Origin of the sequence: Amycolatopsis sp. NPDC049691 (genome assembly GCF_040675005.1) — a bacterium.
Classification (GTDB): domain Bacteria; phylum Actinomycetota; class Actinomycetes; order Mycobacteriales; family Pseudonocardiaceae; genus Amycolatopsis.
Genome location: NZ_JBFANX010000016.1, coordinates 75,659 through 90,106, shown reverse-complemented (window position 1 = coordinate 90,106; position 14,448 = coordinate 75,659). Strand labels below are relative to the sequence as shown.

Sequence of the window (14,448 nt, the reverse complement as noted above, 5' to 3'; positions counted from 1 at the left end):
GTTGACCCGGTGGCGCTACCTTGGCGCGGGCAAAGCGTGGTTTCGTAGGATCGCCTCGATTCCGGGAGGTCCGATGACCGAATCCGTCGATGTTCAGCCCGACGATGTGCGTCTCATCCGGGCGCTCCAGGTCGCTCCGCGGGCGTCGTTCGCCTCGATCGCGGCCGTGCTCGGGGTCACCGAGGCGGCTGTCGCCCGGCGGTACCGGCGGCTGCGGGCCGACGGCGTCGTCCGCGTGGCGGGCATCGTCGATCCGGGTGCGCTGGGGCAGAGCAAGTGGATGCTCCGGCTGCGCTGCCGGCCGGGTGCCGCCGAGGCGATCGCCGACGGGCTCGCGAAGCGGGAGGACGTCAGCTGGGTCGCGCTGTGCGCCGGGGGCTCGGAAATCACGTGCGCGGTCCGCTCGCGGTCCCGCGAAGACCGGGACGACCTGCTCGGCAGGCGGCTCCCGCGGACGGCGGCGGTCCTGGACATCCACGCGGCGGCGATGCTGCGGCAGTTCGTCGGTGGCCGCGGCCACTACTGGGTCGCCCTGCGCGGCACGTTGAGCGAGGAACAGGAAGCGGCACTCGGCGGCGGCGCCCCGCCGTTCACGGAGTCGCCGGTGGTCGCCCGCGAGCCGGTCCAGCTGACTCGCGAGGACGAAAAGCTGCTCGACGGCCTGGCTGTGGACGGTCGCGCGCCCCTGGTCGACCTCGCCGAAGCGGCGAACCTGACCCCGGGCCGCGTCGCACGGCGGCTGCGGACGCTGGTCGACCGGCGGGTCGTCCACATCGACGTCGAGCTGGCGGCGACGGCCCTGGGCTACCGCGCCGGGGCGAACCTGTGGCTGCGGGTGCACCCGTCGGCGGTCAAGAGCGTCGGGCGCGCGCTGGCGCGGGAACCCGAGATCGCCTTCGCCGCGGCGGTGTCCGGGCCGCACAACCTCCACGCCGTCGCGCACTGCCGCGACCTCGACGAGCTGTTCGAGTTCACGTCCGACCGGATCGGTTCGCTCGCCGGCGTGCAGAGCCTGGAGGTCTCACCCCTGTTGCGGCACGTCAAGCAGGCCGGCACCCGCCTGTCCGGTGACCGGCTGGCTTGACAGCCGGTCGCGCAGCTGCCGCTTGAGCACCTTCCCGGCCGCGGACACCGGGATCTGCTCGACGACGTGCACCTCCCGCAACCGCTTGTACGGCAGCACCTTCTCGTTCACCGCGGCCATCAGCTCGTCGGCGTCCAGCGAGCCGCGCGGGACGACGAACGCCACCGGCAGCTCGCCGACCTCGGTGTCCGGGCGGCCCACCACGGCCGCCGCCGCGACGCCCGGCATCGTGATCAGCAGTTCCTCCAGCTCGCGCGGGAAGACGTTGTACCCCTTGTACAGCAGCATGTCCTTCTTGCGGTCCACAATGGACAGGTAGCCGTCCGCGTCGAGGATGCCGATGTCGCCCGTGTGGAGCCAGCCGTCGACCAGTGCGGCCGCCGTCTCCTCGGGGCGGTTGCGGTAACCCTGCATGATCTGCGGCCCGCGCAGGCAGACCTCGCCCTTCTCACCCGCCGGGAGCGGGTCCTCGCCGCCCTCGGCCGGGACGACCTTGACCTCGGTGTCGAAGATCGGGACGCCCACCGAGCCGACCTTGCGCGTGCCGGAGGTGTACGTCGGCGAGATCACCGCGCCCATCGTCGCCTCGGTGAGGCCGTAGCCCTCGCTGACCACCACGCCCGGGAACCGCTCGCGCAGCGCGTTGATCATCGCGTGGTTCATCGGCGCGGCGCCCGAGCCGATCGAGCGCACCGAAGACAGGTCCGCGGTGTGGAACGACGGCGTCGCGAGCAGTGCGGCGAACAGCGCGGGCGCGCCGCCGATGCCGGTGATGCGCAGACGTTCGGCGTCGGCGACGTACGCGGGCGGGTCGAAGCGCGAGTGCAGGACGATCGTCGTGCCGGCGATCACCGCCGCGTTCAGGCCGCCGATGATGCCCATCGCGTGGAACCACGGCGTCAGGTTGATCGCGACGCCGGTGCCGAGGCGCGTCGGCCACTCGTCCTCGCTGCCGATCTGGTCGAGGGTGACGTCGCCGTGCTCGTCGAGCGCCGGGACCGAGCCGCTGCCCCAGCACGAGTGCTGCAGGGTGTTGACCACGACGTTGCGGTGCGTGAGCCGCACGCCCTTCGACCGGCCGGTGGTGCCGCCGGTGTAGGCGAGGTGGGCGAGGTCTTCGTGGACGTCGATGTCCACCGAAGGCCGCGTCTCCGGCTGGCCGGCCTGGAACGCCTCGAACTCGAAACCGCCCTCGGGCAGCTCGCCGGCCGGGCCGACCACGACGGTCAGCCGCGCCGGGATCCGGTCGGCGACGCTCGCCAGCGCGCCCGCGACCGGCCCGAACGTCACGACGGCGGCGGCCTCGCAGTCGGTGAGCTGGAAGGCGAGGTCGTCCGGCGGGAGCAGCGGGTTGGCCGGGCTGAAGGTGGCCCCGGCCAGCAGCGTGCCGTAGTAGGCGACCGGGAAGGCGAGGCAGTTCGGCAGGTGCAGCGCGACGACGTCGCCGCGGCCGATGCCCTGGGCCCGCAGTGCGTGGGCGAAGCGGCAGGCCGCGCGGTAGGTCTCGGTGAAGGTGAGGCTGCGGCCGTCGTGGGCGAAGGCCGTCCGGTCGCCCCAGCGCGCGGCGCCCGCGGCGAGGATCGAACCGACCGGGACTTCGGGGTAGTCGAGGGAGGCGGGCAAACCGGGCGGCGTCGTCGGCGCGGTGAGCGGCATCACTCGACCTTACGAATTCTGCGGTCCGCGACACAAGGACGCAGCCGGTCGGTGAACGAGCGCTAACATCGAGCGAGACTCTCCCGACGTCGTAGAGAAGGTGACCGGAAGTGACCGACGGCCTGTACCAGCTTGCCGAGGAGCACGAGGAGCTGCGGGCCGCGGTCCGGGCTCTGGCCGAGAAGGAGATCGCGCCGTACGCGGCCGAGGTCGACGAGAACGAGCGCTATCCGATCGAGGCGTACAACGCGCTGGTCAAGTCCGGGTTCAACGCCGTCCACATCGGCGAGGAGTACGACGGCCAGGGCGCGGACGCCGTCGGCGCCTGCATCGTGATCGAGGAGGTCGCGCGGGTCGACGCGTCGGCGTCGCTGATCCCGGCGGTGAACAAGCTCGGCACGCAGCCGATCATCCTGTCCGGTTCGGAGAGCGTGAAGAAGCTGGTGCTCCCGTCGATCGCGTCGGGCGAGGCTTCGGCGTCGTACGCGCTGTCGGAGCGCGAGGCGGGTTCGGACACGGCGTCGATGCGCACGCGCGCCCGGCTCGACGGTGACCACTGGGTGCTCAACGGCACCAAGTGCTGGATCACCAACGCGGGCGAGTCGTCCTGGTACACGGTGATGGCGGTGACCGACCCGGACGCGGAGAAGAAGGCCAACGGCATCTCGGCGTTCGTCGTGCACAAGGACGACCCGGGCTTCTCGGTGGGCCCGAAGGAGAAGAAGCTCGGCATCAAGGGCTCGCCGACGCGCGAGATCTACTTCGAGAACTGCACGATCCCGGAGGACCGGATCATCGGCGAGCCGGGCACGGGCCTGAAAACGGCGCTGCGCACGCTGGACCACACCCGCCCGACGATCGGAGCGCAGGCGCTGGGCATCGCCCAGGGCGCGCTCGACGCGGCGGTGGCGTACGTGAAGGACCGCAAGCAGTTCGGCAAGGCGATCGCCGAGTTCCAGGGTGTCCAGTTCATGCTGGCCGACATGGGGACCAAGATCGAGGCGGCTCGCCATTTGGTGTACGCCTCGGCGGCGGCTTCGGAGCGTGGGGACAAGCGGGCCGGGTTCATGGCTTCGGCCGCGAAGGCTTACGCGTCGGACATCGCTATGGAGGTCACTACCGACGCGGTTCAGCTGTTCGGTGGGGCTGGGTATACCCGGGACTTCCCCGTTGAGCGGATGATGCGGGACGCCAAGATCACGCAGATTTATGAGGGTACGAACCAGATTCAGAAGGTTGTCATGGCTCGGGCTCTGCTCAAGGGCTGATTTCGGGACGGCTCGGCGGCCCCTGGCGCGATACCGCGCTGGGGGCCGTTTTGTGGGTGGGGCGTTGGGGTTGGGCTGGCTTTGCCTCTGAGCCCAGGCGGCTCCGCCACCTCTGAGGCCGGGTGGCCCGCCCCCCGGAGCCCCGGTGGCTTCGCCACTCCTAATCCCCAGTTGGGCTTCGCCACCCCGATGCCCGATTGTGACTACGGCCGGCGGTACCGGGTCAAGGCGGGAAAGCGTGCCTTGACCCGGCACCGCCGGCCGTGTTCGGGCTTCGGATCGGGGTTGCGGGGAGGTCTGGGTCTCTTCGCCCCTTCGCGGCCCACGGCTCTCGGTGGGATCCTCACCGAGAGCCGTGGATTGCCGGCAACGCTGGATAACCACGTCACGCGTGGCGGGCTCCGTCGAGGGTTCGGCCACCAAGCCGTACGTCGGACACCGTCGCGCCAGAACTGGCTACCCGGCCTCCAGTCTTCCGGACCTCCGCCCCTCGCCGCAAGGCGTGCTACCAGGTGGGCTCGCGAAAGAAAATGACCCACCAGGGGGAGTGTCCGGACAAGTTACTCGCGCGTTAAGTCTTCGGTGACGCGGATCACCATCGGTTCACAGAGAGGTGAAACGGATGGGCGCAATGACGCGCAGGTGGCTCACGGCGGCCGTCGCTTCGGTGGCGGCGCTCGCGCTGGGGGCCGGTACCGGGCACGCGGCCGAGACGGAACCCACCGGGCCCGTGCAGCCCAACATCCTCACGGCCGCCGCCTACTCGCTGGCCGATCCCACCATCGCGCCGCCCGGGGCGAACGACTGGAACTGCAAACCCTCTGCCCGGCATCCCAATCCCGTTCTGCTCTCCAACGGAACCACCGCCAACGCCTACGAAAACTGGGCCAACCTCTCCTGGAAGCTCGCCAACGCGGGGTACTGCGTCTTTGCCGGCAACTTCGGTGGGGCGCCCGGTGCCTTCCTGCAGACCGTCGGGCCCGTCGCCGACACCACGAAAGCGCTTGCCGACTTCGGGGACAAGATCCTCCGGGCCACCGGGGCCGCCAAGCTCGATGTCGTCGGGCACTCGCAGGGCGGGATGAACGTCCGGTACTGGATCAAGTACCTCGGCGGTGCCGACAAGATCGGCCGGCTCGTCGGGCTCTCGCCGTCCAACCACGGGACCGACCTCTTCGGGCTGCTCAGCACCCTCGAAATGATCCCCGGCGTGCCTGCCGCGCTCGGGACCGTCTGCCAGGCCTGTAACGAACAGGCCGTCGGCTCGGACTTCCTCACCGACCTCAACGCCGGTGGCGAGACCGTCGACGGCATCCAGTACACCGTCATCCAGACCCGGTACGACGACGTCGTCACGCCCTACACCAGTGCTTTCCTGGCGCCGAAGCCGAACGTGAAGAACATCCTGCTGCAGAACGTCTGCGGGCTCGACTTCACCGACCACCTCGGCATCACCTACGACCCCGTCGCCGAGGGGCTCGTCCTCAACGCGCTCGATCCCGCCCACGCCAAGACGCCGCCCTGCGTGCCCGTGCCGCCGGTGATCAGCTGAGTTTCGCCACATGAGACATAACCCACCGCCGGGGCGGATTCGCGCCCCGGCGGTGTCACCCTCGAAGCATGTACTGGCCGGTTCCGGCGTCCTGGACGCCCCACGACGAAGCCGAGCTGGTCGCCGGCTGGCGGCTGTGGCTCGAGCTGTCCGACCGCGCCTGGCCGACCGCCGCCTGGGACGGCACGCCCGCCGGCGCCGTCCGCCAGCTGCGTGACCTGCTCGCCGCCTGCGACGAGATCGAAACCGCTTACCGGGCGGCCGCGGCCGAGCCGTCGCCCGGGTTCCTCAGCCTGACCCAGGGGCTCGCCGTCACGGCGGGTTCGGCGATTTCGCTCTGGTTCGACGACTTCGAGCAGCTCGACGGCGAACGCGCCGCCCTGCTGCACGACGACCTCGCGCGCTTCGCCGAGCAGGCCGAGCAGGTGCTGACGCTGCTCGCGGTCAACGGCGGCTGGGCGCGCCTCGACGAGGTCCGGCGCCGCCCCGCCTAAGCCAGCGTCGGGTCCGCTCCGCCGCCCTCGACGGGGCGGAACCGCGTGCCGCCCAGGAACTCGTCGAGCGGGCGGTCGAGCGTCAGCTCCGGGCCCGGCTCGAGGGCCCAGGCGAGCTCGACGAGCGTGTCGACGTGCTGCCGGCGCTCGACGCGGTGGGCGACCTCGGAGCCGTCCAGTGACCACGTGCCGTCGAGTTCCATCCGCAGCCGGACGGCGAGCCTGCCCGGGCGCGGTTCCGCCCAGTCGAAGCGGTGGACGGCGAACTCCGTGCTCCAGCTCGACCAGTACTGCCAGCCCGTGCCGTCGGCGCGGAAGCCGAGTTCGGTGTACTCGGGTGAGCCGGGGTACAGCTCCGACTCCGACCAGTAGCCGACCAATCGCGCGTTCACCCCGCGATCGTGCCACGGGCACAGCAAGTGATTAGTCCGCTTGGCCCAGCCGATCAGGGCCCGGAACGGGTACCTGAGCAGGCATGAACCGGACATCAGACGGCGCCAACCGCGCCGAGGCGAAGGCCGAAAGAGGCGTGCACCGGACCGAGGCCGACGCCCAGCGGGGCGAAAAGAGCAACACCGCTCAGCTGCTCGGCCGGGTCGGCATGGCCTGCTACGGCGTCGTGCACCTCGTCATCGCCTGGCTGGCCGTCCAGGTCGCCTTCGGCGACAGCGAGCAGGCCGACCAGAAGGGCGCGCTGCAGCAGATCGGCTCGACGGCGTTCGGCCAGGTCCTGCTGTGGATCGTGGCCGTCGGCCTCGTCCTGTTCGGCCTCTGGCAGTTCCTGATGGCCGCCACGGGGTACGAGTGGGTCAGCGGCGGGAAGCGGACGCGCAAGCGGATCGGCGCCGCCGCCCGCGGTGTCGTCGTGATCCTGCTCGGCTTCACCGCCTTCCGGATCGCCACCGGCAGCGGTGGCGGCGGGTCGAGCAGCCAGAAGCAGCAGGAGTTCACCGCCGAGCTGCTGAAGCTGCCGTTCGGGCGGGCGCTGGTGGTCATCGCCGCGGCGGGTGTCCTCGGGGTCGCGATCGCCGCCGGGGTGAAGGGCGCCAAGAAGAAGTTCCTCGAGGACCTGGACACGAGCGAGCTGCCGGGGAAGAGCAAGCGCTGGATCGGCTGGCTCGGCACCACGGGCTACCTCGCCAAGGCCGTCGTATTCACCGTGGTCGCGATCCTGCTCGCCATCGCCGGGTTCCAGGCCGACCCGAACAAGGCCGGCGGGCTGGACGCCGCGCTCAAGACGCTCGCCGCCCAGCCCTTCGGCACCGTGCTGCTCACCGTCGTCGCGCTCGGCCTGGCCGCGTTCGGCGCGTATTGCTTCGGCGCGGCCTGGGCGCACAAGCGCTAACGCCGGGCCACCCGCGCGAGGTACTCCTTGCGGTCCAGCGGGTTCTCGCCGGTCCGCGGCCGCGTCGGCGGCGGCCCCGGGTATGGCCGGTAGTCGGCGAACTCGCTGAGGAAGACGCCTTCGCCCTGGCTCAGGGCGGGCAGCGCCTGCTCGAACGCGTGGACGTGCTCGGCCGGGATCGTGCCGTGCAGCGTGCACGACGACGGCCCGACGACGGGTTCGCCGGGCACCGCGCGCAGCTGCGCGAGCTTGAGCAGCACCGCGCTCACGGCGTTCGCCGGGATCTCCAGCTCGAACCGGTGCACCGGCTCGTGCACCCGCGTTCCGGCCTCCTTCAGCGCCGCCATCAGCACCAGCGGCGTCATCTTGCGGAAGTCGCCCGCCGCGCTGAGCGGGCTGAAGAACGCCGTGTGCGTCAGCGTGACGGCGACGTCGAGCACCTCCCAGCCGTACAGCCCCTGCTCGAGCGTGCTGTGCACGGTTTCCTCAATCGCCTTGTGGAACGCCAGGGGCAGCGCGCCCAGCTCGACCGACAGCCCGAACGAGACCCCGGGACCGGGTTCCACGCGCAGCCCGACCGTCGCGAAGAAGTACAGCCGCTGCGCCGGATCCAGCCCCTCGACCGCTTCCCCGGCGCCGATCGGCTTTTCGACGTACAGCGTGCGCGTCTCTTCGAACGCGACGTCGATGCCGGCGCCCTCGGCCAGCATCGAGCGCAGCACCTCCTTCTGCACTTCGCCGTAGAGGCGCACCGAGAGGTCGTGGCCGCGGCGGCGGACGTCGATCAACGGGTCCTCTTCGGACAGCCGCGTCAACGCCGTGAACAGCGCCGCCGCCTGCTCGGGCCGGACCGGCCGCACCACGGTCTCCAGGCTGGGCGGCGCGAACACGCCGTCGCGGGCGGTGCCGGGGGAGCCGAGCCGGTCGCCGATCCGGACCTCGCGCAGCCCGCGGATCCGGGCCACGTCCCCGGCGAGCGCCACGTCGTCGCCGGCGACCTCGACCGCCGAGACCCGGCCGGTCAGCTCGGTTTCGCCGCGGTAGAACGGAATCCGCTGCCGCGCGGCCAGTGAGCCGGAATGCAGGCGCGCGTAGGCGATCTTCTCGCCGGCGCGGCCGCGGTCGATCTTGAACACCGTCGCGGCCAGCCGGCCGGCGCCGGTGCGCTCGGCCGCCGGGAGCAGCTCGGTCATCGCCGCCACCAGGTCCGCGACACCGGCGCCGGTGATCGCCGAGCCGGTCAGGACGGGGTGCACCAGGCACCGCGCGACCTGGCGGGCCAGCTCGGCGCGGCGGCCGGCCTCGTCGACGCGCTCGTCCACATAGGACTCCAGGAACGCGTCGTCGCCGTCGGCCAGCAGCTCGCCCAGCTCGTCGGCGGACGTGGCGTGCAGCCTGAACGCCCGCGGCGCCAGCTTCGCGCGGATGTCGGCGAGCTGGTCGCGGGCACCCATCCGGTCGACCTTGTTGACGAAGATCAGCGTCGGGATGCCGAGCCGGCGCAGCGTGCGCATCAGCACGCGGGTCTGGGCCTGGACGCCTTCGACGGCGGACACCACCAGGACGGCGCCGTCGAGCACGCGCAGCGCGCGCTCGACCTCGGCGATGAAGTCCGAGTGGCCCGGGGTGTCGATCAGCGTGATCCGGGTGTCGCCGGCCAGGAACGAGACCACCGCGGAGCGGATGGTGATGCCGCGACGGCGTTCCAGCTCCAGCGAGTCGGTCTGGGTGTCGCCGCCGTCGACGCTGCCGAGGTGGTCGATGGCGCCCGCTTCGAAGAGCAGGCGCTCGGTCAGGCTGGTCTTACCGGCGTCGACGTGCGCGAGGATGCCGATGTTCAGGGTTTTCACGGTCGTGGGAGGTCCTTTGTGATGCGGGTGACAGGCCGGGCAGGACGGTCTGTCGGCGCATCGGGATCTCCTCACGGTCGTCGGCGCAGGTCAGGGCGAAGGTAGCGCTCGTCCCGGCCCTCGCCAACCGGTTTTTGACGTCACAACCGGTCCCTGTCGGTTCCCTGTCGATCACCCTCCGGAGCTTCGATCAAGCGCGGCGGGGCCCTAACTTGGGGCGGGTCAGTTGAAAATTCACCCACCGGGGAGCTGAAAACCGATGTTCGGACGAGTCAAGGACGTGGCGCTGTTGCTGGGGAGGATCGGCGTCGCGGTCGTCTTCCTCGCGCACGGGCTCCAGAAGTGGAACAACGGCATCGACGGCACGGCGAAGTTCTTCGAGATGACGGGCATCCCGCTGCCCACGGTCGCCGCGGTCTTCGCGATGACCGTCGAGATCCTCGGCTCGGTCGCCTTCATCGTCGGGTTCCTGATGCCGCTGGTGGGCATCGGGTACGTCGTGATTTCGGTGGGCGCGCTGCTCTCGGTGCACATCGACAACGGCCTGACCGGCCAGGGCGGCTACGAGCTGGTCCTGGTGCTCGCGCTGGCGGGCCTCGCCCTCGGCTTCAACGGCGGCCGGCTGTCGCTGGACCACCTGCTGTGGGGGCGCAGGCGGGCGCGCCGTGAAGCCGAGGTCGGGGAGCTGCAGAACGCCTAGGCCGGGAGGTCCGCCGTGGTGCGCTCGGCAGCACGGCGGGCCGGCAGCTTGGCCTGGTCCGCGTTGCTGATGTGGACCAGGTGGGCACCCGCGACGAGGGGGACGAGCAGGCCGTCGAGAATGCCGTCCGGCCCGCTCCAGTCCCGGGTGGACAGCACCCGGTCGTCCGCGGTGAGCCCCAGTTTCGCCGCGCGGGCACGGGCTTCGGCCAGTACCTCGTCCACAGTGGACTCGAAGAGCGCGCCCGTGTCGCCGGGGATCGGGAAGAGCGGGCTGTATTGGTCGCCCGCCGTGCGCGACTCCGACAGGTAGTCGAACGCGCCGCCGCCGGGCGGCTCGGCCAGCCCGCGGCCCATCGGGTCGAGCGTGACGACGGCCGTCGCCGCGGCGCCGGTCGGTTCCGGGTCGTCCGGCCCGACGAACGCCACCCGCGCGCCGGCGCCCTCGGTCACGACGCGCGCCCCGCACCACCACGCCCCGAGCAGGACGCCGACGGTCTGCCAGTGCGCCGGGAGCTGCACGGCCACGGCGTCGCCCGGCTCGACGTCGAACTCCTCGGTCAGCCAGTTGGCCGTCTTGGCCGCCCAGTTGGCGGTCGTCGCCACGGACAGCTCGACGCGGCTGCCGAGCTGGTCGTCGTAGTGGGTGATCAACGGTTTCGCGGCCGGCAGCGGGCGCAGCAGCTCGTCGGTCAGGCTCATGTGGACAGGCTAAAGCGCGGACCACGCGCGGCGCCGGTTGACACCGGCTCGGCCCGCTCAGTATGTTTGCTTTGCAAGCAAATGTAACTGGAGAGCTGGGGGACAGCCATGACCATCCTCGTCACCGGAGCGCGCGGGCACGTCGGCCGCGCCGTGCTCGACGCGCTCGTCGCCGCAGGTCAGGACGTGCGCGCGTCGAGCCGCGACGCCACCACCCTCGACGTGCCCACGCCGAAGGTGAGTGCCGACCTCGAAGATCCGTCCACACTGGACGCCGCGCTCGACGGCGTCGAGTCGGTGTTCCTGTACACCCGGCCCTCGGGGATCGAGGGCTTCGTGAAGGCGGCCGAGGCGGCGGGCGTGCGGCACGTCGTGCTGCTGTCGTCGGGCGCGACGCTCGAACCGGATTCCGCGGACAGCCGCATCGCGCGGATGCACCGGGCGGTGGAGGAGGCGCTGATCGCGGCGCCGTTCGCGGAGACGATCCTCCACCCGGGCGCGTTCGCGACGAACGTGCTGGGCTGGCGCGCGGACATCGCCGAGGGTGTCGTCCGCACCCCGTACCCGGACGCGCGGATCGGAGCGGTCCACGAGCGGGACATGGGCGATGTCGCGGCAAAGGTCCTCGCGGACGGCTCCCACGTCGGGGAGTCGCTGCAGCTGACCGGGCCGGAGCCGATCAGCTTCCGCGAGCAGGCGGCCGTCCTCGCCGACGTCCTCGGCCGGCCGCTGCCGGTCGAGGAGCTGACGCCCGAGCAGGCCGCCGAGCGGATGGTCGCGCTGGGCTGGCCGCCCGAGGTGCCGCCGGGCGTCCTGCGGGTGTGGGACCGGACGACGCGGGAGCCGTCGCCGGTGACGGACGTCGTGCGCGAGGTCACCGGGCACGCGCCGCGGACGTTCCGGCAGTGGGTGGAGGACCACCGCGCCGACTTCAGTTGACGCAGGGGACTCCGTCGGAGGCCTGGAGCAGCGGTGCCGCGGCGGGGGCGGCGCCGCCGCCCGAGCCGCCGCCCGCGGGAACCGCGCCGCCCGCCGCCGGGGAGCCGCCCGGGGCCGGGCGGCCGGCCAGGCCCGCCACGAACGCGCGGACGGCCTTCGGGTCGACTTCCACGATGCTCTGGCCGTCTTCGCTGCGGCCGTTCGCGGTGATCACCGGGATCGTCGCGAACGACAGGTCGCCCGACGCGATGCCCTTCGCCTGCTGCGCGAACTGCAGCAGGTCGAGGCCCGGGTCGAGGACCAGCGACCGGTGTACCGCGTCCATCAGGTTGTTCAGCGTGCCGGGGCTGGTCAGCGTGCCCGCCGAGAGCACCTGGTGCAGCGCCGAGGACAGGAACGCCTGCTGCCGCACGATCCGGTCGAGGTCGCCGCGCGGCAGGTTCTTGCGCTGGCGGACGAACGAAAGCGCTTCGCCGCCCGAAACCGTCTGCTCGCCGCGGCGGAAGTTCGCGCCCGAGTCCTTGTCCTCGGTCGCGTGGTTCAGGCACACCTTCACCCCGCCGAGCGCCTCGGTGAGCAGGTAGAAGCCGAGCAGGTTGATCTCGGCGTAGTGGTCGACGCGCACCTGCGTGAGGTCCTGCACCGCCTGCACCAGGACCCGGCGGCCCTCGGTGTCGGAGTCGCGCTCGATCTTCGCCTGATCTCGCTCGCCCTGGGCGCGCAGCTGCTGCGCGAAGTGCGCCTTGGCGATGCCGTACGCCGAGTTGATCTTCGCCTTGCCGCGGCCCGGGATGTCGGTCCACGTGTCCCGCGGCACGGACACCGCGGACGGCTTCGAGCCGTCCTTCGGCACCCGCAGCAGGATCACCGTGTCGGTGTTCACCGCGCCGTTGTTGGCCTCGGTCCGCAGCTCCTTCAGCACCCGCAGCGGGAGCTGGTTGCCCTGCGCGTCCGTCCGGGCGTCGCTGCCGACGAGCAGGATGTCGTCGGCGCCGTCGTCGGCGGGCGGCGGTGCCGGTTCGCCGGCCCGCGGCGTGAGCGCGTCGGTCGTCGGGACGTTCTGCTGCAGCTGGTCCTTGGTGACGTAGGCGTAGCCGCTGGCGCCGAGCGCGAGCAGCGAAACGAGCCCGATCGCGACCCGGCGCGTCACCCGCCCGGCGCGGCGCGCCCGCGACGGCGCCTCGGCCACCGGAGCCGTCCGCGGGAACGGCGACGGCTTCCAGTCCGGATCGTCGCGCTGCGTCACCGGCGGTTCGGCCGGTTCCGGCTGTTCCTGCTCGTCGTTCATCCCCTGCTTACCTCCCCCGACCACCCTGCGTGCTCAGTCTAGTTGACGCAGGGAACGTCGCCCGCGGTGATCGGCGGCGTGGTGGGGGCGGACGAAGCCGCGGTCGACGGCGGTGCCTTCGGGGCCGACGACGACGTCGGCGCGCCGCCCGCGCCGGCGGCCGAGCTGCGGAAGTCCTTGCCCAGCAGCACGCGCACGTGCCCGGCGGTGACGTCGCGGTCCGGCTCGGCCTGGACCGTCGTACCCAGCGCCTGCTTGACGAGGTCCAGCGCGGCGGTGTCGGCCGGGTTGTACCGGACGACGGTGGTGTTGCGGGTGCTCAGCTTCTGGTCGGCGGCGAGCGTGAAGCCCTTGTTCTGCAGCAGCGTGTGCGTCTGGCCGGCCAGCGACGCCGAGCCCGAGCCGTCGAACAGCTCCACCGTGACGGCCTTCGCGCCCGGCAGCTGCGTGGACGTGGGCTGGGCCGGGGCGTCGCCGTCCGAGGTCAGCCGCGTCACCTCGGCCTGGACCGCGGCCTGGTCGACGCGCAGCACGTCGGCGCCGCCGATCACCGCGTTGCCCAGCGTCGGGATGGTGTGGAACTCGATGTTGCCGCCGGTCAGGCCGCGCATCTGCTCGGCGAACTCCGTCAGGTCCCAGCCCTGCGACACGACGACGGACTTCTTGACCGCCGACACGAGGTCGGCGATCTTCGCCGGGCTCGTCAGGACGTCGGACGAGATCACCTTCCGGGCCAGTCCGGAGAGGAACGCCTGCTGGCGCGCGATCCGGTCGAGGTCGTAGTTGGGCAGGCCGTAGCGCTGGCGGACGAACGCGAGCGCCTGCACCCCCTCGATCGTCTGGCGCCCGCCCGGCAGGTCCACGCCGGACTTCACCTCTTTGACCGGTCCGTTGAGGCAGACCTCGACGCCGCCGATCGACTTGGTGATCTCGTAGAAGCTGGCCAGATTGACCTCGGCGTAGCGGTCGATCATGCCCGGCTTGCCGATGAACTTCTCGATCGTGGCGATCAGGTTCTTCCGCCCGGCGACCTTCGCTTCCGCGTCGGCCTGCTTCAGGTCGGTCATGCCCTGGCGCTGCAACGTTTTGTAAGTGTCCGTGTACGCGTAGACAAAGGCGCTGTTGAGCTTGTGCTTGCCGTAGCCGCCCGCCAGCTCGACCCAGGAGTCGCGGGGGAACGAGATCGCGATGGCGTGCTTCCCGTTCTGGGGGATGTGCACGAGGATCATCGTGTCGGTGTTGAGCTCGCCGTCGGAGACGCCGGCGTGCAGCATGTCCAGCACTTCGCGGGGCAGCGGGTTGCCCTGCGCGTCGGTGCGGCTGTCCTGGCCGACCAGCAGGATGTCGATCGCGCCGTCGAGCGGCTTGGCGTGGGCCTCGGTGTCGGCGAAGACGTTCGTGGTCGTCAAGCCGGTGTTCGGGTCGCCGATGTAGTGCCAGCCGTACCAGGTCAGGGCCAGGATCGCGACGGACAGCAACGAAACCACTACCTTGCCACCGCGGCGCGCCACAACCGCGACGCCGTGGCTCCTTCGCGCCGGGACGGTCGGCGCAGGCCATTCGGTCACGCG

13 protein-coding genes are annotated in these 14,448 nt (G+C 71.4%); 7 read left to right on the top strand and 6 right to left on the bottom strand.

Features of this window, described 5'->3' with window-relative positions; all coding sequences use genetic code 11:
* Positions 1–73 precede the first annotated feature (73 nt).
* Positions 74–1,084, top strand: coding sequence for an Lrp/AsnC family transcriptional regulator (locus AB0J40_RS31575; RefSeq protein ID WP_364460121.1), 1,011 nt, complete (start codon positions 74–76; stop codon positions 1,082–1,084).
* Here AB0J40_RS31575 and AB0J40_RS31570 read toward each other — a convergent pair.
* Entirely contained in the window at positions 1,022–2,740 is a 1,719-nt protein-coding gene (locus AB0J40_RS31570; protein ID WP_364460118.1) for an AMP-binding protein, read from the bottom strand. The genes AB0J40_RS31575 and AB0J40_RS31570 overlap by 63 nt on opposite strands.
* Before the next feature lie 110 nt (positions 2,741–2,850).
* Between AB0J40_RS31570 and AB0J40_RS31565 the strand changes: the two genes are divergently transcribed.
* The 3 genes from AB0J40_RS31565 (at position 2,851) to AB0J40_RS31555 (ending at position 6,054) form a co-directional block, all read left to right on the top strand.
* A complete protein-coding gene (locus AB0J40_RS31565; RefSeq protein ID WP_086857850.1) occupies positions 2,851–4,008 on the top strand; it encodes an acyl-CoA dehydrogenase family protein in 1,158 nt (385 codons plus the stop codon).
* A 622-nt stretch (positions 4,009–4,630) separates the two neighbouring features.
* Entirely contained in the window at positions 4,631–5,560 is a 930-nt protein-coding gene (locus AB0J40_RS31560) for an alpha/beta fold hydrolase (RefSeq protein ID WP_364460114.1), read from the top strand.
* Between the two features lie 68 nt (positions 5,561–5,628).
* The gene (locus tag AB0J40_RS31555; protein WP_364460111.1) at positions 5,629–6,054 is read left to right on the top strand and encodes a hypothetical protein; all 426 of its coding nucleotides are present in this window, start codon (positions 5,629–5,631) and stop codon (positions 6,052–6,054) included.
* On the opposite strand, the gene AB0J40_RS31550 is transcribed toward AB0J40_RS31555, so the two are convergent.
* Positions 6,051–6,446, bottom strand: a complete 396-nt coding sequence (locus AB0J40_RS31550; RefSeq protein ID WP_364460108.1) for a hypothetical protein — start codon at positions 6,444–6,446, stop codon at positions 6,051–6,053. The two genes, AB0J40_RS31555 and AB0J40_RS31550, sit on opposite strands and share 4 nt — an antisense overlap.
* A 137-nt stretch (positions 6,447–6,583) precedes the next feature.
* Here AB0J40_RS31550 and AB0J40_RS31545 point away from each other — a divergent pair, with 137 nt between their 5' ends.
* Positions 6,584–7,399: a DUF1206 domain-containing protein gene (locus AB0J40_RS31545; protein ID WP_364460506.1), complete on the top strand. Its 816-nt coding sequence runs from the start codon at positions 6,584–6,586 to the stop codon at positions 7,397–7,399.
* Here AB0J40_RS31545 and AB0J40_RS31540 read toward each other — a convergent pair.
* Positions 7,396–9,249, bottom strand: a complete 1,854-nt coding sequence (locus AB0J40_RS31540; RefSeq protein ID WP_364460105.1) for a translation factor GTPase family protein — start codon at positions 9,247–9,249, stop codon at positions 7,396–7,398. The genes AB0J40_RS31545 and AB0J40_RS31540 overlap by 4 nt on opposite strands.
* A gap of 259 nt (positions 9,250–9,508) precedes the next feature.
* Here AB0J40_RS31540 and AB0J40_RS31535 point away from each other — a divergent pair, with 259 nt between their 5' ends.
* Complete coding sequence (locus AB0J40_RS31535) at positions 9,509–9,949, top strand: DoxX family protein (RefSeq protein ID WP_364460102.1); 441 nt, start codon at positions 9,509–9,511, stop codon at positions 9,947–9,949.
* On the opposite strand, the gene AB0J40_RS31530 is transcribed toward AB0J40_RS31535, so the two are convergent.
* Positions 9,946–10,650 carry a TIGR03089 family protein gene (locus AB0J40_RS31530; RefSeq protein ID WP_364460099.1) on the bottom strand — a complete coding sequence of 235 codons (705 nt, stop codon included), beginning with the start codon at positions 10,648–10,650 and terminating at the stop codon, positions 9,946–9,948. The two genes, AB0J40_RS31535 and AB0J40_RS31530, sit on opposite strands and share 4 nt — an antisense overlap.
* 108 nt (positions 10,651–10,758) lie before the next feature.
* Between AB0J40_RS31530 and AB0J40_RS31525 the strand changes: the two genes are divergently transcribed.
* Entirely contained in the window at positions 10,759–11,589 is an 831-nt protein-coding gene (locus AB0J40_RS31525) for an NAD(P)H-binding protein (RefSeq protein ID WP_364460096.1), read from the top strand.
* Here AB0J40_RS31525 and AB0J40_RS31520 read toward each other — a convergent pair.
* Complete coding sequence (locus AB0J40_RS31520) at positions 11,582–12,877, bottom strand: LCP family protein (protein WP_364460093.1); 1,296 nt, start codon at positions 12,875–12,877, stop codon at positions 11,582–11,584. The genes AB0J40_RS31525 and AB0J40_RS31520 overlap by 8 nt on opposite strands.
* Positions 12,878–12,915: 38 nt before the next feature.
* Positions 12,916–14,445: an LCP family protein gene (locus AB0J40_RS31515; RefSeq protein ID WP_364460090.1), complete on the bottom strand. Its 1,530-nt coding sequence runs from the start codon at positions 14,443–14,445 to the stop codon at positions 12,916–12,918.
* Between the last annotated feature and the right edge of the window lie 3 nt (positions 14,446–14,448).

Coding starts and splice junctions, on each gene's coding strand:
- AB0J40_RS31575 (WP_364460121.1), top strand. CDS start 74: ATGACCGAATCCGTCGATGTTCAGCCCGACGATGTGCGTCTCATCCGG.
- AB0J40_RS31570 (WP_364460118.1), bottom strand. CDS start 2,740: ATGCCGCTCACCGCGCCGACGACGCCGCCCGGTTTGCCCGCCTCCCTC.
- AB0J40_RS31560 (WP_364460114.1), top strand. CDS start 4,631: ATGGGCGCAATGACGCGCAGGTGGCTCACGGCGGCCGTCGCTTCGGTG.
- AB0J40_RS31555 (WP_364460111.1), top strand. CDS start 5,629: ATGTACTGGCCGGTTCCGGCGTCCTGGACGCCCCACGACGAAGCCGAG.
- AB0J40_RS31535 (WP_364460102.1), top strand. CDS start 9,509: ATGTTCGGACGAGTCAAGGACGTGGCGCTGTTGCTGGGGAGGATCGGC.
- AB0J40_RS31530 (WP_364460099.1), bottom strand. CDS start 10,650: ATGAGCCTGACCGACGAGCTGCTGCGCCCGCTGCCGGCCGCGAAACCG.
- AB0J40_RS31525 (WP_364460096.1), top strand. CDS start 10,759: ATGACCATCCTCGTCACCGGAGCGCGCGGGCACGTCGGCCGCGCCGTG.
- AB0J40_RS31520 (WP_364460093.1), bottom strand. CDS start 12,877: ATGAACGACGAGCAGGAACAGCCGGAACCGGCCGAACCGCCGGTGACG.